Origin of the sequence: Lentzea fradiae (assembly GCF_900100955.1) — a bacterium.
GTDB lineage: Bacteria > Actinomycetota > Actinomycetes > Mycobacteriales > Pseudonocardiaceae > Lentzea > Lentzea fradiae.
This window is the reverse complement of the sequence record NZ_FNCC01000009.1, coordinates 214,009-234,009: the sequence shown is the minus strand read 5'-3', so window position 1 is coordinate 234,009 and position 20,001 is coordinate 214,009. Positions and strand designations below refer to the sequence as shown.

The window sequence follows — 20,001 nt, the reverse complement described above, 5'->3', positions numbered from 1 at the left end:
CCTGTTCGACAGTTCGACTTAATTGCGTGCTGCGCAACGCTCCCATCGATTCCGTTCGACCACAGTTCGACGTCGGTGTCCTCCGGTTCGACACGATCTTCCTGTCGCACAAGGACATGGCTACAGTTTCGAAAATCTGGGAACGTTCCCAGAAAACGGAGGTGGATCATGAGCGGACGGCGCGGCGTGGCGCTGTTGGCGGCTTTCGCGGTGGTGGCGACGGGAATCGGGCTCGCGGTGGCGGCACCGGCGGCAGCGGCGCCGGGGTGCCGCGTGGACTACGAGGTCGCGAGCCAGTGGCAGGGCGGCTTCACGGCGAACGTCGCCGTGGCCAACGTCGGGGACCGGGTCGACGGCTGGCGGCTGACCTGGGAGTGGCCGTCCGGTCAGCAGGTCGCCCAAGCCTGGAACGCCACCGTCACGTCGTCCGGCGGCCAGGCGGTGGCCACCGACGCCGGCTACAACGCCGTGATCGAGACGAACCGCACGGTGTCCTTCGGCTTCAACGGCACCTGGACGGGCGCGAACACCGCGCCGCGGTCGTTCTCCCTCAACGGGGTCACCTGCACCGGCAGCCCGGTCACGACCACGACCACCACCACCGAGAACCCCGTGCCCGGCGATGCGATGGCGCAGGTCGCCGCGATGCAGCCGGGGTGGAACCTCGGCAACACGCTGGATTCGACCGGCGCCGACGAGACGTCGTGGGGCAACCCGCGGGTCACCGAGGCGCTGCTGGACTCCGTGCGGGCGCAGGGTTTCAACAGCATCCGCATCCCCGTGACGTGGGGCCAGCACCAGGCCGCCGACCACACCGTCGAGGCCGCGTATCTCAACCGCGTCAAGGAGGTCGTCGGCTGGGCACTGGCGGACGGCTTCCACGTGATGATCAACATCCACCACGACTCGTGGCAGTGGATCTCCGCCATGCCTTCGGACCGCACCGGGGTCCTCGCCCGCTACAACGCGATCTGGACGCAGCTGGCGACCGCGTTCAAGGACGCGCCCGCGAAGCTCGTGTTCGAAAGCGTCAACGAACCGCAGTTCACCGGCAGCTCCGGTGACGCCCAGAACGCGCAGCTGCTGCACGAGCTGAACTCCTCGTTCCGCGACATCGTGCGGCGTTCCGGCGGCAACAACGCGAACCGGCTGCTCGTGCTGCCCACCCTGCACACGTCCTCGGAGCAGGCGCGGCTCGACGAGCTGGCGGCCTCGATCAGCGGGTTCGGCGACCGCAACATCGCCGCGACCGTGCACTACTACGGGTACTGGCCGTTCAGCGTGAACGTCGCCGGTGGCTTCCGTTTCGACGCGACGGCGCAGAAGGACCTCACCGACTCGTTCGACCGCGTCCACGACACCTTCGTGGCACGCGGCGTTCCCGTGGTGCTGGGGGAGTACGGGCTGCTCGGCTTCGACCGGCACACCGGCACCATCGAGCAGGGCGAGAAGCTCAAGTTCTTCGAGCTGTTCGGTCATTACGCGCGCGCCAAGCAGATCACCACGATGCTGTGGGACAACGGCCAGCACCTCGGCCGGACGTCGTTCGCGTGGAGCGATCCCGAGCTGTGGGCGCAGATCAGGTCGAGCTGGACGACCAGGTCCGGCACGGCGTCGAGCGACATGGTGTTCAGCGCGAAGGCGAACGCGATCACCGCCAAGACGATCACGTTGCAGCCCAACGGAACCACGTTCACGGCGTTGCGGCACAACGGCGTGGACCTGGTGCGCGGCACGGACTACACGATCTCCGGCGACCAGCTCACCCTGACCGCCGCGGCGCTGACCCGGTTGAGCGGCTCACGGGTCTACGGCACGAACGCCGTGCTGACCGCCCACTTCTCGGCCGGGGTGCCGTGGCGGATCGACGTCATCACGCACGACGTGCCGGTGCTGTCCGCGGCCACCGGCACGACCGGGGCGTTCTCGATCCCGACGGCCTTCCGCGGCGACCGGCTCGCCACGATGGAGGCCAGGTACGCCGACGGGACGAACGCCGGGCCGCACGACTGGACCTCCTTCAAGGAGTTCGACCGCGCCTTCGCGCCGGACTACACGAGCGGCGTGACGACGCTGACGCCGGAGTTCTTCGCCGAGGTCCGCGACAACGCGCAGGTGACGCTGACGTTCCACTACTGGAGCGGCGCCACCGTCACCTACCGCGTCACGAGGTCGGGCAGCTCGGTCAGCGGGACTCCGTGATCCGCAGACCCCTGCGCAGCGCGTCGAGCTCGTCGTCGGTCATCCGGCGCGAGATCGACGCGCTCCCGACCAGCACCGAGCCGTGGAACGTGCCGGGGTAGAGGCGCAGCTCGACCGGCACGCCCGCGTGGGCGAGCCGGCGGGCGTACTCGATGCCCTCGTCGCGCAGCGGGTCGTACTGGCAGGCCGTCACGAACGCGGGCGGCAGCCCGGACAGGTCGGTGGCGCGGGCCGGGGCGGCGTAGGGCGACACGTCCTCGCCGCCCGGCTCGGTGCCCAGGTACGCGGTCCAGCTGTAGATCGCGTTGCGGCGGTGCCAGATCGGCGTGTCGACGTAGTCCCGCATCGACTCGGTGCCGAGGCGGTCGTCCAGCTCGGGGAAGGAGAGCAGCTGGAACGCCAGCGCGGGGCCGCCGCGGTCGCGCGCCAGCAGCGCGGTCGCGGCGGAGAGCCCGCCGCCGGCGCTCTCTCCGGAGATGCCCAGGCGTGCGGGGTCGATGCCCAGCTCCGAAGCCTTCTCCGCGACCCACTTCAGCGCCGCGTAGCAGTCCTCGACCGGAGCGGGGAAGGGGTGCTCGGGCGCGAGCCGGTAGTCCACGGCCACGACCACGATCCCCAGCTCGTCCGCGACGCGCAGAACCTGGGGGTGGAACGACTCCAGGTCGCCGAGCACGAACCCGCCGCCGTGGACGTAGACCAGCCCCGGCACGGGCCCCTGGCGGTCGGCGGGGCTGTAGATCCGCACCCGCACGTCGGGCGCGTCCGACGGTCCGGGCACCAGGACGTCCCGGACGTCGATCGGGTGCACCGGTTCGTACTCGGGCCCACCGGCCATCGGGCCCTCCTGCTGGGCGCGCAGTGCCAGCAAGGAGTCGTAGCCGGTCAGCTGCACGTCGGGCAGCAGGTGGAGCCAGGGGAGGAGCTCGGGGTCGTAGTCGTAGCTCATGAACCGATCCTCGGTGCTCCGCGGTGGCGCGCGCATCCGACACCTGGCGGGCGGTTCAGGCCCTTCGCCCACCACCTGGCGGGGCTATCGTGACGGGATGAAGGGCTTGCTGCTGAGGTTGTCGGAGCTGGACGCCGACGCCGAGGGCGCGGTGCGGGTGATCGGGTTCTTCGACCGCCTGATCACCGAGCGGGCGGGGCTCGACCGGCTGGTGCGCAGCACGTCCGAGCTCGCCGGGTGCCCCGCCGGTCTGCACGCGCCCGGCCAGGGCCTCGCGCTGCGGGCGGACGCGGGCGGTCCCGTCACGGTGGGCCCGGTGCCCGCGAAGGCCGCCGTCCGCGCGCTGGAGGGCGGCGTGGAGGTGTGGGTCGCGCGGCCGGGCACCCCCGCACCGCTGGACGACATGCTGCTGGAGCGGTTCGCGATCGCCGCCGCCGTGTTGCTGGAGCACTCCGGCGTCCCGCTGCCGGAGCTGGGCGACCCGGCGCTGGTCGAGCTGGTGCTCTCGGAAAGCGTTGGCACGGCGGAACGTTCCCGCGCCCTGCACCTGCTCGGCATCGCCGCCACGGCGCCGATGCGCGTGCTGGCGGTCACCGGGGAGGTGCCGGGACGGTCGGTGGTGCTCGGCTCCGTGCGGGCGGTGCTCGCCACGGAGGTGCCGCCGGTGACCGGGCGGATGGGCGTCGGGCCGCTGCTGCCCGCGATCGACGCGGCCGAGTCGTGGCGCGCCGCCCGCGCCGCACTGCGGTACACATCGGACGGTGAACCGGTGGTGCGGTGGGAGGAGCTGGGCGGGCTGGCGCTCCTGGCGGGCACGAGCCCGGCGGAGATCGCGGCGCTGCCGGACGTCCGCGCGCTCGACCGGCTCGCCGGGGAACCGGACATGATCACGGCGCTGGACGCCCTGTGCGCCACCGGTTCGGTGCGCAAGGCGGCGGCGGTGCTGCACCGGCACCACAGCACGATGACCGCGCGCCTCGCGCGGGCCGAGGCGGTGCTCGGGTTCGGCCTCGACGAGGCACCGGGGCGGTTCCGGCTGCGGCTGGCCCTGGTGCTGCGGCGGCTGCGCGACAACGCCGCCACCCGCTGACGTCCGGCTCAGGGGCGGCGCTCGCCGCTGACCGGCGCCTGCCACAGGCCCACCAGCGCGTCGACCAGACCCGTCGCGGCGTCGTGCCAGCTCGTCCTCGGGGTCGGGGTGTTCTCGGCGAGGGCGCGTTCCCGTTCGGCGATGATGTGCACGAGCAGCTGCCGCGCCATGTCGTGCCGTTCGGCCCGCACGTCCTGCGGCAGGTGGGCCAGGCAGACGTCCAGCCCGGCGAGGATGCGCCGCTGCGACGGTGACGACCGGTTCTCCTCGACGATGATCGGCCGCAGCCTCGGGTCGGTCATCACCTGGGCGCCGAACCGCGCGAACCACGTGGGGTTGCCGAGCGCCTCCAGGTGCTCGGTGAGCGGGTGGACCAGGCACCGCATCCAGTCCCGCAGGTCCGGCTCCTGCCCGAGCCGGGAGATCATCCGCTGCCGGACCTCCTCGACCTGCGCGAGGTGCTTGCGCGCGATGGCGCGGACCAGGTCGGCCTTGGTGCCGAAGTGGTAGCCGACGGCGGCGTTGTTGCCCTGCCCGGCCGCCTCGCTGACCTGCCTGTTCGACACGGCCAGCACGCCGTGCTCGGCGAACAGGCGCTCCGCGGCCGTCAGGATCAGCTCGCGGGTGGCGTTGGCGCGTTCGGTCCGGGACGGGCTGTCCACCTTGCTCATCACGGCACCATCTTCCCCGCGTCGCCTGCGCGTGGCCGGAGCGGCTCCGGACATCGCGGACATCTTGACCGCTCCAGATTAAGTCAAGTGACTGACTTAGACTCGGTGGCGTGCTCCTCGAAGAAACGCGCCCCGTCACGCGTCCCAACGTCGTCGTGGCGGTGCTCGCGGCGGGCGGCATCACCGTCTCGTTGATGCAGACCCTCGTCGTCCCGCTGCTGCCGATGTTTCCGCGGCTCCTGGGCTCGTCGCCGGGCAACACGACGTGGGTGATCACCTCCACGCTGCTGGCGGGCGCGGTCGCGACGCCCGTCATCGGCCGGCTCGGGGACATGTACGGCAAGCGCCGGATGCTGCTGGTCAGCCTGTCTATGGTCGTCCTGGGGTCGCTGATCGCGGCGATGAGCAACTCGCTGGGGCCGCTGGTCGTCGGGCGTGTCGTGCAGGGCATGGCGGTCGGCGTGATCCCGCTCGGCATCAGCATCATGCGCGACGAGCTGCCCCGCGAACGGCTGGCGGGGGCGACCGCGCTGATGAGCGCCTCGCTCGGCGTCGGCGGCGCGCTCGGCCTGCCCGCGGCGGCGTTCCTGGTGGAGCAGAGCGACTGGCACATGCTGTTCTGGACGTCCGCGTGCGTCGGTGCGCTGGCCGTCGTGGCGGTGCTGGTCTGGGTGCCGGAGTCACCGGTGCGCAGCGGCGGCCGGTTCGACTTCCCCGGCGCCGTCGGGCTCTCGATCGCGCTGATCTGCCTGCTGCTGGGCGTGTCGAAGGCGTCGACGTGGGGCGGCGGCACCGTCACCACCCTGTTCGTCGGCGCGGCCGTCGTGCTCGCCGTGTGGGGCTGGTGGGAGCTGAGGGCGCCGCGGCCGCTGGTCGACCTGCGCACCACCGCCCGCAAGCAGGTGCTGCTGACCAACATCGCGTCTGTGTCGTTCGCGTTCGCCCTGTTCGCGCAGTCGCTGGTGCTGCCGGCGGTGCTGCAGGCGCCGGTGGGGGACGGGCACGGGCTCGGTCAGTCGCTGCTGGTCACCGGCCTGGTGCTGGTGCCGTCCGGGCTCGTCATGATGGCGTCGTCGCCGCTGTCCGCGCGGATCTCGAACGCGCGCGGCCCCCGGACGACGCTGATGGTCGGCGCGCTGGTCGTCGCCTTCGGCTACTGCATCGGGATCTTCCTGCTGTCCGAGATCTGGCAGCTCGTGCTCATCTCCGCCGTGATCGGCCTCGGCATCGGCCTGGGCTACGGCGCGATGCCCGCCCTGATCATGGGCGCCGTGCCGACCTCGGAGACGGCCGCCGCCAACGGCCTCAACACGCTCATGCGCTCGATCGGCACGTCGGTGTCCAGCGCGGTGGCGGGCGTCGTGCTGACGCAGGTCGCCGCCCCGCTGCGGTTCCACCTGATCATGGGGCTGGGCGCCGCGACCGCGCTGGTGGCCGTCGCGATCGCGGCGTTCCTCCCGTCGGTCAGCCGAAGAAACGGATGATCTCGCTCGTGACGACGTCCGGCCGCTCCTCGGCGAGCCAGTGGCCGGACCCGTCGACCGGCACGACCTCGAACTGGTTCGCGACGGCCGGGAGCGTCCCCAGGAACTGGTCGTAGGACGACACCGACGCGAGCCCGAGCACCGGCGGCGTGAGCTTCGCGTAGGTCTTGCCGTCCGCGATGTCCTGGTGGAACGCCTGGTACCAGCCGTTGCTCGCGCGGATCGCCTCCGGTGAGTCGTAGGCCCGCGCGTAGATCGACCGCGACCGCTCGTCGATGGCGGACGGGGTGAACGCGGTGTTGGCGAACAGCCAGTCGGCCAGGTACCGGAACCGCCCGGCCAGCAGCTGCTCCGGCAGCCCCATGACCTGGTTGAACGCGAACCACCAGACGCTGAAGACGCCGGGCGGCGGCAGCAGCGGGATGTGGTAGAAGCTCTCGTCCGGGTGCAGGACGTCCATGAAGGCGACCTTCTTCGTCGCCTCCGGGAAGTTGGCGGCGAACGCGAACGCGACCATGCTGCCCAGGTCGTGCCCGACGACGTTGACCTTCCGGTACCCGAGCTTGCGGACGAGCTCGTGGATGTCCGTGGCCATCGTCTTCTTGTCGAAGCCGCCCGCGGGCTTGTCCGACCCGCCCATGCCGCGCAGGTCGACCGCGATGACGCGGAACCGCTCGGCCAGCGCGGGCATGATCTTGTGGTAGAGCCACCACGTCTGCGGCCACCCCGGCAGCAGCACGAGCGGTTCGCCCCTGCCGCCCGTGACGTAGTGCAGGCGGACCCCGTTGACCTGCGTGTGGTTGTGCTGGAAGCCGGGCAGCCCCGGCTCGGCGTGCGCCGGTTTCGCGTGTGCCGCCGCTGTCCCGGTGCTCGCCGCGAGCGCGGCTCCCGCTCCCAGCGCGAACACTCTTCGCCTGTTCAGCTCCATGACCTCGTGCCCCCGTCCGTTGCTCGGCGCGGACATCCGAGCAAGCGCCGCTCGAGCACGGCTGGAGAGGTCAGTGGACGAGCCGGTAGGCGACGGTGGGCCAGGTGCGGCCCTTGACCTCGCGGTCCTGGTCGCGGGCCGGGTCGCGGACGAACCCCGCGCGTTCGGCGACCTTGCGGGAGCCGGTGTTGTCGCGGTGGGTCCACAGCCGCAGTTCGGTCACCGGGTGGTGCGCGAAGATCCACGTCACGAACTCGGACAGCGCCGCGGTACCGAGACCGCGTCCCCGCGCGTGGGCCGCGACCAGGTAGGACACGTGGCCGACGCCGTCCTCGAACGCGACGGCGACGTTGCCGCAGCGCTCACCCGCGTCCTCGACGCAGAACGACGCGGCGTCCGGGTTGCCGGCCAACGCCTCGATCGCGGCGGCGACCCGCTCCTCGGTGAGGTCCGGCGGATCGGCGGTGAACCGCTGGGCCTCGGGGTCCCTCGTCGCCTCCGCGTACCAGGCCGCGTCCTGCGCGGTCCACGGGCGGAGCCTCACCCGAGCTCCGCCGAGTCGGCGAGCCGCAGCTTGCGCCGGGCCCGCTGGTAGAACGTCGTCATCCCGAGCCGCACCACGCGGGCGGCGCCCGGCCTGCCCCGCAGCGACACCCGCTGACCGGGCTCGACGTGTCCGGCGACCATCCCGTCCACCTCCACGGCCAGCGCGCCGCTCGACGGCAGCAGGTCGAGGTCCACCCGGTCGTCCACCGACAGCACGACGCCCCGGCTGTAGGCCGAGTGCGGCGAGGCCGGGGTGACGAGCAGCGCCTCGACGGACGGGCTGGTGATCGGCCCGCCCGCGGAGAAGCTGTACGCCGTCGACCCGGTCGGGGTGGCGACGATGACGGCGTCCGCGGAGTAGCTGACGAACGGCTGTCCCGCCACCCGGACGGCCACGCGTGCGCTGCCCCGGCCCGGCGTGCGGACGACCGCGATGTCGTTGAACGCCGTCACCTTCCGGTCGCCGAACACCGCGTCCACGGCCAGGCGCGGTTCGGTGGTGTACTCGTGCGCGTCGATCGCGGACAGCGCCGCGGGCAGGTCCGGCACGTCGACCTCGGCCAGGAAGCCGAGCTTGCCGAGGTTCACGCCGAGGACCGGGGCGTCCTGGCCGTCGGCGAGGCGCATGGCGCGCAGCATCGTGCCGTCCCCGCCGAGGCTCACGACCAGGTCGGCCCGCCGGCCCAGCTCCTCCGCCGAGACCGGGGTGGCCTCGCAGCGCAGGCGGTCGATCTCGTCGGCGATGCCGAGGATCTCGACGCCCCGGTGGGCCGCCCAGCCGAGCACCGCCTCGACGGCCGCGGCGGAGTCCCGTCTCGGGTGCAGCACCAGACCGGCGGCGTGCACGTCAGGTCGTCCTCGGTCGCGTCATCCCGCCAGTCTGCCGAATTCCCACGGGTCGTGTGCGCTGAAGAGCGTGACCTCGGCGGAGTGGTCGCGGGCGAGGGTGCGCAGTGCGGCCTGAGTGCTCATCCGGCGGTCGTGGTCGACCTCGGCCCGCGTCTGCACGATGTCCAGCACGGGGTGCGTTTCAGGTGCTTCGTCCAGTTCGCGGTGGTAGTAGTAGGCGTCGCCGCAGTGCAGAAGCCACCTGTCGCCGTTGTGCACCGCCACGCCCGTGTGGCCCGCGGAGTGGCCGCCCAGCGGGACGAGCTTGATCTCCTCCGGCAACCCGGCCGGTTGGATCGCGTCGAGACCGAACCAACTGTCGTTCGTGGACTCGTACGTGCGCCACTGTGGACCGTGCGCCCAGTGGGCGGGGCGGTAGCGGTGGCTCGGTGCCTCGCGCAGAGCGGTGTCCAGCTCGGCGGCCAGGACGTGGACGGTGGCGCGGGGGAAGTCAGGCAGTCCGCCGCAGTGGTCGACGTCGAGGTGCGTGACGAGGACGTGGCGGACGTCGGCGGGGTCGAAGCCCAGGTGCTTGATCTGGCGGATGGCGGTCTCTTCTTCTTCGAGGGCGGGTTCGACCATCGCCGTCCAGGCCGCGTCGAGCGTGCCGGCGGGGTCGAGGACGTTGCCGAGCCCGAGCCCCGTCTCCACGAGGACGAGCCCGTCCTCCGTCTCGGCCAGCAGGCAGTGGTTCACGGCAGGGGCGCTCGGCAGGCCGTCGTGGGTCGGGTCGATCCGGCGCATGGAACCGCAGTTCAGGTGGTGGATCCGCATGGTGGGTGATCGTGCGACTTGAAGCGCGCTTCAAGTCAAGGGCGCTATCGTCGGCGGTGTGCTGGACATCGCCGAGGTCGCGCGCAGGACCGGGCTCGCACCGTCGGCCCTGCGGTTCTACGAGAAGAAGGGCCTGCTCACGCCGAGCGGGCGCAACGGGCTGCGCCGCACCTACGACCCGTCGGTGCTGTCCCGGCTCACGATGATCATCTGCGCCCGCCGGGCCGGGTTCACCGTCGCGGAGATCGCCCGGTTCCTGGGAGCCGGTCCCGCGGACGAGGTGACGCGGGCGGACCTCGTCTCGAAGGCCCGGCGCCTCGACGAGGACATCGCGCGGCTGGTCCGGATGCGCGACAGCCTGGACCACGCCGCGGTCTGCACCCACGAGCCGCTGGTCGAGTGCCCGGACTTCAAGCGGATGCTCGCTCCCTGACCACCGGCGGTCCGAAGTGGACCGCGAGCGTCCTTCGGCACCGAATTGCTCGGTTCGGCCGGTGTGGGCGTGGTGAACGGCCCAAGAGGCGCACGGAACCTTGAAAGCGGGCAGACCGAGGCGGGAGGATTCGTCCCGGGCGCCCGGCTCCGCGGGCAGCTCGTTCTTCCTGCGGCACAGCGTGGTGCGGATCATCGGTGCGGCGCGCGTTCCCGGCGCCTACCGGTGCGAGAATTCCGACAGATCGCGGAGGTGGCCGGTGACCGAAGAGGAACTGCTCGTCGAGTTCGCGCTGACCCGCCTCGACCACCCCGGCCTGGAGCTGGAGGAGGTCGCCGCGCTCGTCGTGCGCCGGGTGGGCCCGCAGCGGATGCTGGAGTTCGCGGGGCTCACCCTCGCGCACCGCGACGAGCTGCGCGGAGCGGTGTTCCCGGCCGCCGTGGAGCACGTGCTGCGGGTCGTGCTGACGTTGCGTGGACCGCGGGACTGATTCACCCGATGGCTTGAGCGCCGCTCGATCGCGACTGCACGAAAATTGTCAGGGGTGCCCGGTAACGTCCCGGTCATGAGTGCTGCTGGGGAACGGATTCAGGAGCTCGCCGCGCGGATCGTGGAGCTGCGCGACGCGTACTACCAGGGCGAGCCGCTGGTGGCGGACGCCGAGTACGACGCGATCGAGGACGAGTACCGCGCCTTGGTCGCCGAGCACCCGGATCTGACGCCGGAGGACAACCCGCTCGACCACGTGGGCGCGCCGTCGGTGCTGCACGCGCCGGTGCGGCATTCGCGACCCATGCTGTCGCTGGAGAAGGCGAACAAGCCCGAGCAGGTCGAGTCGTTCTTCGCGCGGTTCCCCGGCCAGCCGGTCGTCGTGATGCCCAAGCTCGACGGCCTGTCGCTCGCGCTGGTGTACGAGAACGGCAGGCTGGCGCGCGCGGTCACGCGGGGCGACGGCACCACGGGTGACGACGTCACGTTCCTCACCCGCGCGTTGTGCGACGGCGTGCCGGACAAAGTGGACGCTCCCGGCCGCGTCGAGGTGCGCGGCGAGTGCGTGATGCTGCGCTCGACGTTCGACGAGTACAACAAGGCGCACCCGGACAAGCCGTTGATCAACCCGCGCAACGCGGCCGCGGGCACGTTGCGCGCCAAGGACCCGAAGGCCGTCGAGGGCCGCCGCATGCAGTTCTTCGCGTTCGACCTCACGACCGAGCCGGAGAGCGCCGACTCCGACCTGGACGCGGGCCTGCGCAAGCTCGGCTTCAGCGTGGCCGAGATGAGGCACTGCACCACCGCCGCCGAGGCCCAGGAGCTGATCGGCGCCATCGAGAACGCGCGCAACTCCCTCGACTACGACCTCGACGGAGCGGTGCTGCGCCTGGCGAACCGGGACGCGTTCGCCGCCGCCGGCACCCGCTCGTCGTCCCCGCGCGGCGCCATCGCCTACAAGTTCGCCGCCGAGGAGAAGACGACGGTCCTGCTGGACGTGAAGTGGGACGTCGGCAAGACCGGCAAGATCGCCCCGGTCGCCTGGCTGGAACCGGTGTTCGTCGGCGGCACCACCGTCACCCGCGCCACCCTGGCCAACCAGGAGGTCATCCGCGCGCGGGGCATCAAGATCGGCGACACGGTCCTCGTCCGCCGCGCGGGCGACGTCATCCCGTTCGTGGCGGGCGTCCTCGACGAGTCGAAGCGCACCGGCGCCGAGGTCGAGATCGTGCCGCCCACCGCGTGCCCGTCGTGCGCCCAGCCCCTGACCGAGCAGGGCAACAGCCGCGAGCTGTTCTGCACCAACGCGGTCTGCCCTGCCCAGACCGTGCGCCGCCTGATCCACTGGTCCTCCCGCGCCGCCGCGGACATTGACGCGATCGGCCAGGTGTGGATCGAACGCCTCGCGGAGACCGGCGACCTGGTCAACCCGTCCGACTTCTACACCCTCACCAAGGAACGGCTGCTGGAGTTCGACCGCGTCGGCGAGGTGTCCGCGACGCGGATGATCGAGTCGATCGAGCGCAGCCGGGCGGTGGGGTTGCGGCGGGCGCTGATCGGGCTGTCCATCCCCATGGCTTCCGAGGGGACGGCGGCTCGTCTCTGCCGGGCCGGGTTCAAGTCGTTGGAGGACGTGGCGGACGCTGGGGTGGAGAAGCTTGTTGCGGTGGAGGACATCGGGCAGAAGGTGGCCGAGTCCTTGACGCAGCATCTGGGGCGGTTGCGGCCGGAGATCGAGCGGCTTCGCGCTCGCGGGGTCTCGCTTGATGTCCGGGAGGAGGATCTTCCGCCTGTCGTGGTGGCCGGGGCTCCGTTGGAGGGGAAGTCCGTGGTGATCACCGGGTCCATCAGTGATCCGCGGTCTGGGGAGAAGGTCACTCGGCCCACTTTTCAGAAGATGTGTGAGCGGGCTGGGGCCACCGCCGCTTCCTCTGTTTCGGCCAGTACGGATTTGTTGATCACCGGCGAAGGTGTGGGGGCTGGGAAGCTGACCAAGGCCGAGAAGCTGGGCGTTGAGGTGGTGGACCAAGGGGTGGTGTGGAAGATGCTGATTTCGGCCGGAGTGGCTTGAGCGCGACTGGGCTGACCGAGCTTGGGCCGTGCCTGGGCTGACCGGGGCGCGCCACGGCCGGGCGTGGCGTTCATCGCCGCCGGGGCTGGGTTGTGCCGCACAGCAGCAGGCGGCTCGCTTCGCATCGCCGGATCTGAGGCACCCGGCGGCTACCGGACCTGGGTGTGCTCGTTATGGCCCGAGGCGCGCTCGTGTGGTGTGTGGCGTTTCCGCCTGAATGAGGAAGCCCCCGCGCTGCACGGGGGAGAGCGGCAGCGTGGGGGCGGGCTTGTGGTCGGTGCGGCGGTCGCCTCTCGGCGGTGTGCACTTCGAGGTACCAGCCGAACGGTCTTCCTCGAAGGCTGTGAGGTGGGGCCCGGGGACTCGTTCCGCACCGACCATCTTGTTCAACGGAACGCGTGTCTGTTCTGTTTCCGGCTGGCCTGTGTGGTCTGTCACCACCAAGAAAACCCTTTTGGCGTAAGGGTTAACCCTGAGTCGATGTCTCGGCTGCTCAGCAAGGTCGTTGTGTCGTAAGGGAAACTGTGTGCGTGCTCACTGCAACCTTGCGAAAAACCTTTGTGTGCCAATGTAAGTAGCAAGGGGGATGCCCCCGTGCTGCCTGGGGGAGGATGGCAGTCCGGGGGCATCGGTGAACGTCCTGGACCACCGGGGGTGTGTGGTGTGCGGACGTTCTCGGGACGCCCTCAGGCCGCCCGTCGGGGGAGAATGACGGCCTGAGGGCGAGTGTGGAGAGATCGGGGCGGCGGTCGCCTCTCGGCGAGTGGCTCTGCGCGGTTCCGGCTCGGCGGGTTTCCGCTGAGGCTGTGGGTGAGGCCCGGGGGACGCGACCGCACCGATCACTCTGAACAACGGAATCCGGGCCCGAAGTGTTTCGCAATTGATCTGTGTGGTGGCTCACCTGCGTGGTGTGCCTGTGCGGCTACGTCCCAGTCTACCCGCGTGGGACCACCAAGCCCGTCTCGTAGGCGAACACGACGAGTTGGGCGCGGTCTCGGGCGTGCAGCTTGGTCATCGCTCGGTTCACGTGGGTTTTCGCCGTCAGGGGGCTGATGACCATGTGGGTGGCGATCTCGTCGTTCGACAGGCCGCGCGCTACGAGGGTGACGGCTTCCTGTTCGCGGGTGGTGAGGTGGTTCGCGCCCGTGCTGGCTGGGGGCGGGGTGGTCACGTAGCGGTCGATCAGCTTGCGGGTGATCGACGGAGCCAGCAGGGCGTCGCCTCTGGCTGCTACTCGTACCGCGTGCAGGAAGTCCGAGGGGAGGACGTCCTTGACCAGGAAGCCCGCCGCGCCTGCTTTCAGGGCGTGGAAGACGTACTCGTCCAGGCCGTAGTTGGTCAGGATGACCACGTGGGTGCCCGTCAGGGACGGGTCCGCCGCGATCTGGCGGGTGGCCTCTATGCCGTCCATCTCGGGCATTTGGATGTCGACCAGGGCTATGTCCGGGAGGTGGCGCCTGGCCTCTGTCACGGCTTGGGTGCCGGTTGCGGCCTCGGCCACTACCTCAATGTCGTCCTCTGCTTCCAGCAGGGCTCGGAAGCCGCCTCGGATCAGCGGTTGGTCGTCTGCCAGGAGGACGCGGATCATGGGCGTGCCACCGGGAGCTCTGCCTGGACGGTGAAGCCGCCTTCGGTGCGGGGTTCGGCGCTCAGGTTGCCGCCCAGGGCTGTCACGCGTTCGCGCATGCCTTGCAGGCCGATGCCGGGTTTGACGTGCTTGGGGTTTGCGGTGCCGTCGTCGTCCACTCGTACCAGGAGGGCGTCGGGGCGGTAGTCGATGTGGATCTGTGCGGTCGCGGCGGCTGCGTGGCGGGTGATGTTGGTCAATGACTCCTGCACGATTCGGTATGCCGTGCGTTCCACGGCGGCGGGGACGTCGTCGTTGTGGCCCTTGATGGTCAGGTGGGCGTTCAGGCCGGTGGCTCTGGCTCGTTCGACCAGTTGTCCGACGTCGTTGATGCCGTGTGGCGGGCTCTTGTCGTCGTCGCGGAGCGCTTCCAGTGTTGCTCGCAGCTCTTTGGAGGCTTCCCGGCCCGCTTCTCTGATGGCCAGCAGGGCCTCCGGGACCTCCTCGCCCCGTTTGCGGGCCAGGTGGACCGCCACCTCGGCCTGGAGCTTGATCACCGAGATCTGGTGGGTGAGCGAGTCGTGCAGCTCGCGGGCGATGTGGAGGCGTTCCTCGTCGGCTCGCCGCCGGGCCGCCTCTTCCTTGGTGCGCTCGGCTTCGTCGGCGCGTTGCTCGGCTTGTCGGAGGGCCTCACCGGCCGCGGCCGCGGCGACGAGCCAGGCGATTTGCAGGACGTCACGCGACTGGGTGAACGCCTCGTAGGTCGTGAGGTCGCGCGGGGAGATCAGGGCTGCCAGGGGGAGCGTTGCCAGCAGCAGGAGGGAGCCTGTCAGGGTGACGGCTCGGTGGCCTGCCTTCATCGTCGAGTAGACGGCGAACAGGAACGCGATCACCGGCACGTCCGCTCCGGTCGCCTGGTAGGCGAGGGCGAGCAGTCCGGTGGCCGCCAGGACCGGGATCGGGGCGGTGCGGCGTTTCGCCAGGACCAGGCCGCTCGCGGCCAGGCAGGCGTAGCCGGTCGGGGTCGCCGGGTGTCCGGCCGCGACGAGGCTCGCCGCCACCCCGGCGGCGATCGCCCAGTCCAGCGAACGTGCGTGCACGAAAGCACCTTAGACCGGTGTTCGTGCTGGTAGATCCTGCGCCGGGACGACATTGCGGCTACTGCGCTCGTAGTAGGAGGTGTCTGCGCGGGAACGACGACTTCGCGTTCTCGCGAGCCCAGGCTTGGTGCCATGACACTTGCTGCTGCTTATGAGATGACATCCGGACGCCTGTGGTCGCTGGTCGGCGTCGCGTTCGGGCTGGGCGGGGTGCTGTGGGTCGTCGTCCGACGTGGCCGCAGCGGGGTGGTGGCGCTGGTCTGCGGCGGCGTCGGGATCGTGCTCGGCGCGATGGTCGTGCTGATGGCGAAGGGGGGTCCCGGCACCGGCTACGGCATCGTCGGCGGGTACTTCTCGCTGGTGCTGGGCGTGGCGGCGGCCGTGGCCGGCTGGCTGGCTATCCGACGAGGCGTTCGGGCTGGTGCACGGCGCGCCGGGTGACGAGTCCTGCCGCGCCGCGCACGACCGCGAACTCGCCGAGCGGTGACGGGACCAGGTGCGTGTGCCGTTCGCCGCCCGCGAGCACGCGGGTGTCCATTTCGGACAGGATGGCCTCGCTGAGGTGCTCGTGCAGCACGGCGTAGCTGCCGCCGAGCACGACCGTGGGCACGTCGAAGAGGTTCATCAGCGTCGCCAGGCCGACCCCGAGCGCCTGCCCGGCCTGCCGCACGGCTCCCACCGCTCTGGCGTCCCCGGCTCCGAGGGCCTTCTGGAGGGAGTCGAGCCTGCGGCGGCCCGCCTCGCGCAGGATGACGTCCAGGCCCGCGTACCGCTCGACGCAGCCGCGGCTGCCGCACGTGCACGGCTCGCCTTCGCGTTCGATCACCACGTGCCCGAGCTCGCCCGCGAACCCGCTGGTGCCCCGGTAGACCTCGCCGTGCAGGACGACGCCCGCGCCGATGCCGACGTCGGCCGACACGTGCACGAAGTCCTCGCCCGCCAGGTGCCGGGGCCACAGGTGCGCGAGGGCGGCGAGGTTCGCCTCGTTGTCCAGCTCCACCTCGATGCCGAGCCGCTCGCCGAGGCGCTGCGCGAGGGGGACGCCGACGAGGTTGGGCAGGTTGGGTGCCCGCACGAGCACGCCGTCGTGCACCACGCCGGGCACGGCCAGCCCCGCGCCCAGGAGGGTGCGGGGTCCGGCGTGCTCGCGGATCAGGTCCGAGACCCGGTCGAGCACCTCGTCCGCCGACGACTTCCGGATGTCGGCCGGGACGATGTGCCTGCGCAGCGTCTCGCCGTCGAGTCCGAGGATCTCGACGGCGAGATGGCTGACGTTGACCTCCGCGCCGACCGCGACCGGGCCGTCCGGGTGGAAGCGCAGCGGCTTGGACGGCCTGCCCATGCCGGCCCCCGTGGCCGGGTCCTCGACGAGGATGCCGTTGGCCAGCAGGGGCTCGGTCAGGTTGGACAGCGTCGCCTTGGTCAGGCCGGTGCGCGCCGCGAGGTCGGCCCGCGACCCCGGGCGGTCGACGAGCGCGAGCAGGACCGTGCGCAGGTTGCCGAGGCGGACCTGGCGCAGGTGGTCGACGGTGGTCATCGCGATCAGTATCGCGTCGTCAGCGGTTCAGGAACTTCTGGGCCGCCTCCGCGTACCGGGCGCGGACCTCCGGCACCGCGTCCGCCTCGAACACCGTGCTCTCCGAGCTGCTCCACTCCGGCGGGTTGTCCGCGGCCGTGAGCGTCCACGCGGCCTGCCGCGCCGCACCGTCGGCCACGTACTCGCCGGGCGCGGGCACCGTCACGGGCACGCCGAACACCGTCGGCGCGATCTCCCGCACGGCCTGCGACACCGCCGCACCGCCCACGAGCCGCACGCCGCTCACGTCCGCACCCTGCGCGATCAACGCGTCGAGACCCACGGCCTGACCGCACAACATGCCTTCGACAGCGGCACGCGCGATGTTCGCGGGCGTCGCGTTCGTCAGCGTCAGGCCGTGCAACGCGCCCGTCGAGCCGGGCAGGTTCGGCGTCCGTTCGCCTTCGAGGTACGGCACCATCACGACGCCTTCCGCACCGGGCGGCGCCGACAGCGCGAGTTCACTCAGCCGAGTGAGGTCGACGCCGAGCATCCGCGCGGTCGCGTCCAGCACGCGAGCGGCGTTGAGCGTGCACGCCAGCGGCAGGTAACGGCCTGTCGCGTCGGCGAAGCCCGCCACGATGCCGGACGGGTCCGCCGCCCGCACGTCCGCGGTCGCGGTGACGACGCCGGACGTGCCGAGCGAGACCACCACGCCACCGCCGACACCGAGCATCGCCGCCGCGTTGTCACCCGCGCCGGGACCGAGCCGCACCGGGCCGTCGGCCCACTCCGACGCCCCCAGCACGCGGGGGAGCACCACGTCCGACCGGCCGATCGCGAGCGCCAGCAGGTCGGGCGCGTACTCGTTCGTCACCGAGTCGAAGTACCCGGTGCCGGACGCGTCCGAACGGTCGGTGACCAGGTCGGCGAGGTCGCCGGACCCGCGCAGCCGCCACGTCAGCCAGTCGTGGGGCAGGCAGACGGCGGCGGTGCGCCGGGCGTTCTCCGGCTCGTGCTGCGCGAGCCAGCGGAGCTTGGTGATCGTGAACGACGCGACGGGCACCACGCCCATCCGCGTCGCCCACTGCTCCGCACCGACCTCATCGGTCAGCTCGGCGGCCGCCGCCGCGGAACGGGTGTCGTTCCACAGCAGCGCCTCCCGCACGACCTCGCCGCTCTCGTCGAGGCACACCATCCCGTGCTGCTGGCCCGCGATGCTGAGTGCCTCGACACCGTCGAGACCACCCGCGTCCGCCAGAGCGGACTGCAACGCGTCCCACCAGTGCGAGGGGTGCACCTCGGTCCCGTCCGGGTGGGACGCGCGCCCCTCCCGGACGAGCTCGCCGGTCTCCGCATCGCGGACGACGACCTTGCACGACTGCGTCGAGGAGTCGACGCCCGCGACGAGCGTCATGTCAGCGCGCTCCCGTGAGGTGCTCGATGGCCAGCTGGTTGAGGCGGACGAAGCCGAAGCCGCGCTCGGCCGCCTTCTCCGGCTCGAACCCGTCGTCGGTCTTGAGGAGGTCCTCGTAGGACTCGCCCTCGTTCAGCGTCGGCTTGCCCAGCTCGTCGACACCGGCGACGCGCAGCTGCTCCTGCACCTCCGGGTCGGCGCGGAACGCGGCCGCACGCTCCTTGAGCAGCAGGTACGTCGCCATGTTCGCCTTGGCCGAGTCCCACACGCCGGTGTAGTCCTCGGTGCGCGACGGCTTGTAGTCGAAGTGCCGCGGGCCCTGGTAGCCGGCGTTCTCCAGCAGGTCGACCAGCGCGAACGCGTTCATCAGGTCGCCGTGGCCGAAGACCAGGTCCTGGTCGTACTTGATGCTGCGCTGCCCGTTGAGGTCGATGTGGAACAGCTTGTCGTGCCACAGCGCCTGCGCGATGCCGTGCACGAAGTTCAGGCCCGCCATCTGCTCGTGCCCGACCTCGGGGTTGAGGCCGACCAGCTCGGGCTTGTCGAGGGTCGAGATGAACGCGAGCGCGTGCCCGACCGTCGGCAGCAGGATGTCGCCGCGCGGCTCGTTCGGCTTGGGCTCCAGCGCGAACCGGATGTTGTAGCCGCGGTCCGTGACGAACTGCGTGAGCAGGTTCATCGACTCGCGGTACCGGTCGAGGGCCGCCCGCACGTCCTTCGCGACGTCGTACTCGGCGCCCTCACGGCCGCCCCAGAGCACGAACGTCTCGGCGCCCAGCTCGGCGGCCAGCTCGATGTTGCGCAGCACCTTCCGCAGCGCGAACCGCCGCACGGAGCGGTCGTTGCTGGTGAAGCCGCCGTCCTTGAAGACGGGGTGCTCGAACAGGTTGGTCGTGACCATCGGGACGACCATGCCGGTGTCCTTCAGGGCGCCCTGCAGCCTGCTGATCTGGTTGTCGCGGTCGGTCGCGGCGAACCCGAACAGGTCGTCGTCGTGGAACGTGAGGCCCCACGCGCCCAGCTCGGCGAGCCGTTCCACCGCCTCGACCACGTCCAGCGGGGCCCTGGTGGCCTCGCCGAAGGGGTCGCGCCCCCGCCAGCCCACGGTCCAGAGACCGAAGGAGAACTTGTCCGCCGGAGTGGGCGACGTTGCCATGATCCACCTCATTCGTTCAATGCTTGAACTTAGTCCGGACAGTACGACGCCGCGCTCCAGATCGCAACAGGTCAGGCGTGGAGTCCCGCCGCCGCCTCGACAGCGGGCGCGAGCGCCTCGGCGATCGCCCGGTACCCGGCCGCGGACGGGTGGAAGCGGTCGGTGGCGAAGAGCGACGGGTCGGCCGCGAAGAGCGACGTGACAGCCCGCTCCACGTGCGCGACCACCCCACCCGCCTTGATCACCGCCCGCTGCTGGGCCTCGGCGTAGTCACGGCTCACCGCAGACACGACATCACGCAACGCGGGCGGCACGTGCGCGACAACGCTCAGGTCCGGCGCCGTCGCCACCACGACCGCCGCCTTCGCCTCCCGCAGATCCGCGACCGCGTCGTGCAACTGCTGCGCCCCGACGTGCGCGGGCACGAACCGCGTCAGGTCGTTGGCACCGATCACGACGACGGCGACGTCCACACTTCCCGCCACTGCCCGCCTGACCTGGGCACGCAGGTCGGCGGACCGGGCGCCGGGGACGGCGTGCACGGTCAGGTCCACCGGGTGACCGGCTTGGCGGAGACGGGTGGCGAGCAACGGGCCGAGGGTGTCCTCCCGGCGCGTGCTGCCGACACCGGCGGCGATGGAGTCGCCGAGCAAACACAGACGCATGTCCTGTTCAACGGGTGGTGGAGGTACCGATGTTCCGCCGGTTCACCTAGAGCGGAGC

Annotated in this window: 19 protein-coding genes; 7 read left to right on the top strand and 12 right to left on the bottom strand. The window is 71.1% G+C overall.

Annotation, left to right across the window (positions count from 1 at the left end):
- Positions 1–168: 168 nt before the first annotated feature.
- On the top strand, positions 169–2,202 hold the full coding sequence (locus tag BLT23_RS22675; RefSeq protein ID WP_090051841.1) for a cellulase family glycosylhydrolase: 2,034 nt from the start codon (positions 169–171) through the stop codon (positions 2,200–2,202).
- Here the strand turns inward: BLT23_RS22675 and BLT23_RS22670 are convergent.
- Entirely contained in the window at positions 2,186–3,148 is a 963-nt protein-coding gene (locus tag BLT23_RS22670) for an alpha/beta hydrolase (protein WP_090051840.1), read from the bottom strand. The genes BLT23_RS22675 and BLT23_RS22670 overlap by 17 nt on opposite strands.
- A 97-nt stretch (positions 3,149–3,245) precedes the next feature.
- Between BLT23_RS22670 and BLT23_RS22665 the strand changes: the two genes are divergently transcribed.
- A complete protein-coding gene (locus BLT23_RS22665; RefSeq protein WP_090051839.1) occupies positions 3,246–4,238 on the top strand; it encodes a helix-turn-helix domain-containing protein in 993 nt (330 codons plus the stop codon).
- 8 nt (positions 4,239–4,246) lie between these two features.
- On the opposite strand, the gene BLT23_RS22660 is transcribed toward BLT23_RS22665, so the two are convergent.
- A complete protein-coding gene (locus BLT23_RS22660; protein WP_090051838.1) occupies positions 4,247–4,909 on the bottom strand; it encodes a TetR/AcrR family transcriptional regulator in 663 nt (220 codons plus the stop codon).
- A gap of 110 nt (positions 4,910–5,019) precedes the next feature.
- On the opposite strand from BLT23_RS22660, the gene BLT23_RS22655 reads away from it, so the two are divergent.
- A complete protein-coding gene (locus BLT23_RS22655) occupies positions 5,020–6,393 on the top strand; it encodes an MFS transporter (protein ID WP_281248879.1) in 1,374 nt (457 codons plus the stop codon).
- On the opposite strand, the gene BLT23_RS22650 is transcribed toward BLT23_RS22655, so the two are convergent.
- Genes BLT23_RS22650 through BLT23_RS22640 form a run of 4 tightly spaced genes read right to left on the bottom strand, consistent with a single transcriptional unit; the run spans position 6,374 to position 9,529 of the window.
- Positions 6,374–7,357 (bottom strand): alpha/beta fold hydrolase, encoded by a 984-nt coding sequence (locus BLT23_RS22650; protein WP_245744097.1) that lies wholly within the window; start codon positions 7,355–7,357, stop codon positions 6,374–6,376. The two genes, BLT23_RS22655 and BLT23_RS22650, sit on opposite strands and share 20 nt — an antisense overlap.
- Before the next feature lie 34 nt (positions 7,358–7,391).
- The gene (locus BLT23_RS40890; protein WP_176946879.1) at positions 7,392–7,865 is read right to left on the bottom strand and encodes a GNAT family N-acetyltransferase; all 474 of its coding nucleotides are present in this window, start codon (positions 7,863–7,865) and stop codon (positions 7,392–7,394) included.
- Positions 7,862–8,713 (bottom strand): NAD(+)/NADH kinase, encoded by an 852-nt coding sequence (locus BLT23_RS40885; RefSeq protein ID WP_176946878.1) that lies wholly within the window; start codon positions 8,711–8,713, stop codon positions 7,862–7,864. The genes BLT23_RS40890 and BLT23_RS40885 overlap by 4 nt, the downstream gene beginning before the upstream one ends.
- 21 nt (positions 8,714–8,734) lie before the next feature.
- Positions 8,735–9,529, bottom strand: a complete 795-nt coding sequence (locus BLT23_RS22640) for an MBL fold metallo-hydrolase (RefSeq protein ID WP_090051836.1) — start codon at positions 9,527–9,529, stop codon at positions 8,735–8,737.
- Positions 9,530–9,587: 58 nt separating this feature from the next.
- Between BLT23_RS22640 and BLT23_RS22635 the strand changes: the two genes are divergently transcribed.
- From BLT23_RS22635 to ligA, 3 genes are all read left to right on the top strand, one after another.
- Entirely contained in the window at positions 9,588–9,962 is a 375-nt protein-coding gene (locus BLT23_RS22635; protein WP_218133837.1) for a MerR family transcriptional regulator, read from the top strand.
- Positions 9,963–10,221: 259 nt separating this feature from the next.
- Positions 10,222–10,452, top strand: a complete 231-nt coding sequence (locus tag BLT23_RS22630; RefSeq protein ID WP_090051834.1) for a hypothetical protein — start codon at positions 10,222–10,224, stop codon at positions 10,450–10,452.
- A 75-nt stretch (positions 10,453–10,527) separates the two neighbouring features.
- Positions 10,528–12,522 carry an NAD-dependent DNA ligase LigA gene (ligA, locus tag BLT23_RS22625; protein WP_090051833.1) on the top strand — a complete coding sequence of 665 codons (1,995 nt, stop codon included), beginning with the start codon at positions 10,528–10,530 and terminating at the stop codon, positions 12,520–12,522.
- Positions 12,523–13,456: 934 nt separating this feature from the next.
- On the opposite strand, the gene BLT23_RS22620 is transcribed toward ligA, so the two are convergent.
- Together BLT23_RS22620 and BLT23_RS22615 are read right to left on the bottom strand one after the other, a co-directional pair.
- The gene (locus BLT23_RS22620; RefSeq protein ID WP_090051832.1) at positions 13,457–14,110 is read right to left on the bottom strand and encodes a response regulator; all 654 of its coding nucleotides are present in this window, start codon (positions 14,108–14,110) and stop codon (positions 13,457–13,459) included.
- Positions 14,107–15,189, bottom strand: coding sequence for a sensor histidine kinase (locus BLT23_RS22615; protein WP_090051831.1), 1,083 nt, complete (start codon positions 15,187–15,189; stop codon positions 14,107–14,109). The genes BLT23_RS22620 and BLT23_RS22615 overlap by 4 nt, the downstream gene beginning before the upstream one ends.
- Before the next feature lie 132 nt (positions 15,190–15,321).
- On the opposite strand from BLT23_RS22615, the gene BLT23_RS22610 reads away from it, so the two are divergent.
- Positions 15,322–15,630 (top strand): DUF6223 family protein, encoded by a 309-nt coding sequence (locus BLT23_RS22610; RefSeq protein ID WP_090051830.1) that lies wholly within the window; start codon positions 15,322–15,324, stop codon positions 15,628–15,630.
- On the opposite strand, the gene BLT23_RS22605 is transcribed toward BLT23_RS22610, so the two are convergent.
- The 4 genes from BLT23_RS22605 to BLT23_RS22590 all read right to left on the bottom strand — a co-directional run bounded on the left by BLT23_RS22605 (position 15,587) and on the right by BLT23_RS22590 (position 19,943).
- Complete coding sequence (locus BLT23_RS22605) at positions 15,587–16,726, bottom strand: ROK family protein (protein ID WP_090051829.1); 1,140 nt, start codon at positions 16,724–16,726, stop codon at positions 15,587–15,589. The genes BLT23_RS22610 and BLT23_RS22605 overlap by 44 nt on opposite strands.
- Before the next feature lie 19 nt (positions 16,727–16,745).
- The gene (xylB, locus tag BLT23_RS22600; RefSeq protein ID WP_090051828.1) at positions 16,746–18,122 is read right to left on the bottom strand and encodes a xylulokinase; all 1,377 of its coding nucleotides are present in this window, start codon (positions 18,120–18,122) and stop codon (positions 16,746–16,748) included.
- Position 18,123: 1 nt separating this feature from the next.
- Complete coding sequence (gene xylA / locus BLT23_RS22595) at positions 18,124–19,278, bottom strand: xylose isomerase (RefSeq protein ID WP_090052089.1); 1,155 nt, start codon at positions 19,276–19,278, stop codon at positions 18,124–18,126.
- 71 nt (positions 19,279–19,349) lie between these two features.
- The gene (locus tag BLT23_RS22590; protein WP_090051827.1) at positions 19,350–19,943 is read right to left on the bottom strand and encodes an SGNH/GDSL hydrolase family protein; all 594 of its coding nucleotides are present in this window, start codon (positions 19,941–19,943) and stop codon (positions 19,350–19,352) included.
- Positions 19,944–20,001 lie beyond the last annotated feature (58 nt).

Excerpts from the sequence above, each read along its gene's own strand:
- BLT23_RS22605 (WP_090051829.1), bottom strand. The coding sequence starts at position 16,726 with ATGACCACCGTCGACCACCTGCGCCAGGTCCGCCTCGGCAACCTGCGC.
- BLT23_RS22610 (WP_090051830.1), top strand. The coding sequence starts at position 15,322 with ATGACACTTGCTGCTGCTTATGAGATGACATCCGGACGCCTGTGGTCG.
- BLT23_RS22620 (WP_090051832.1), bottom strand. The coding sequence starts at position 14,110 with ATGATCCGCGTCCTCCTGGCAGACGACCAACCGCTGATCCGAGGCGGC.
- BLT23_RS22650 (WP_245744097.1), bottom strand. The coding sequence starts at position 7,357 with ATGTCCGCGCCGAGCAACGGACGGGGGCACGAGGTCATGGAGCTGAAC.
- BLT23_RS22590 (WP_090051827.1), bottom strand. The coding sequence starts at position 19,943 with ATGCGTCTGTGTTTGCTCGGCGACTCCATCGCCGCCGGTGTCGGCAGC.
- xylB (WP_090051828.1), bottom strand. The coding sequence starts at position 18,122 with ATGACGCTCGTCGCGGGCGTCGACTCCTCGACGCAGTCGTGCAAGGTC.
- xylA (WP_090052089.1), bottom strand. The coding sequence starts at position 19,278 with ATGGCAACGTCGCCCACTCCGGCGGACAAGTTCTCCTTCGGTCTCTGG.
- BLT23_RS22670 (WP_090051840.1), bottom strand. The coding sequence starts at position 3,148 with ATGAGCTACGACTACGACCCCGAGCTCCTCCCCTGGCTCCACCTGCTG.
- BLT23_RS22675 (WP_090051841.1), top strand. The coding sequence starts at position 169 with ATGAGCGGACGGCGCGGCGTGGCGCTGTTGGCGGCTTTCGCGGTGGTG.
- ligA (WP_090051833.1), top strand. The coding sequence starts at position 10,528 with ATGAGTGCTGCTGGGGAACGGATTCAGGAGCTCGCCGCGCGGATCGTG.
- BLT23_RS22660 (WP_090051838.1), bottom strand. The coding sequence starts at position 4,909 with ATGAGCAAGGTGGACAGCCCGTCCCGGACCGAACGCGCCAACGCCACC.
- BLT23_RS22665 (WP_090051839.1), top strand. The coding sequence starts at position 3,246 with ATGAAGGGCTTGCTGCTGAGGTTGTCGGAGCTGGACGCCGACGCCGAG.
- BLT23_RS22640 (WP_090051836.1), bottom strand. The coding sequence starts at position 9,529 with ATGCGGATCCACCACCTGAACTGCGGTTCCATGCGCCGGATCGACCCG.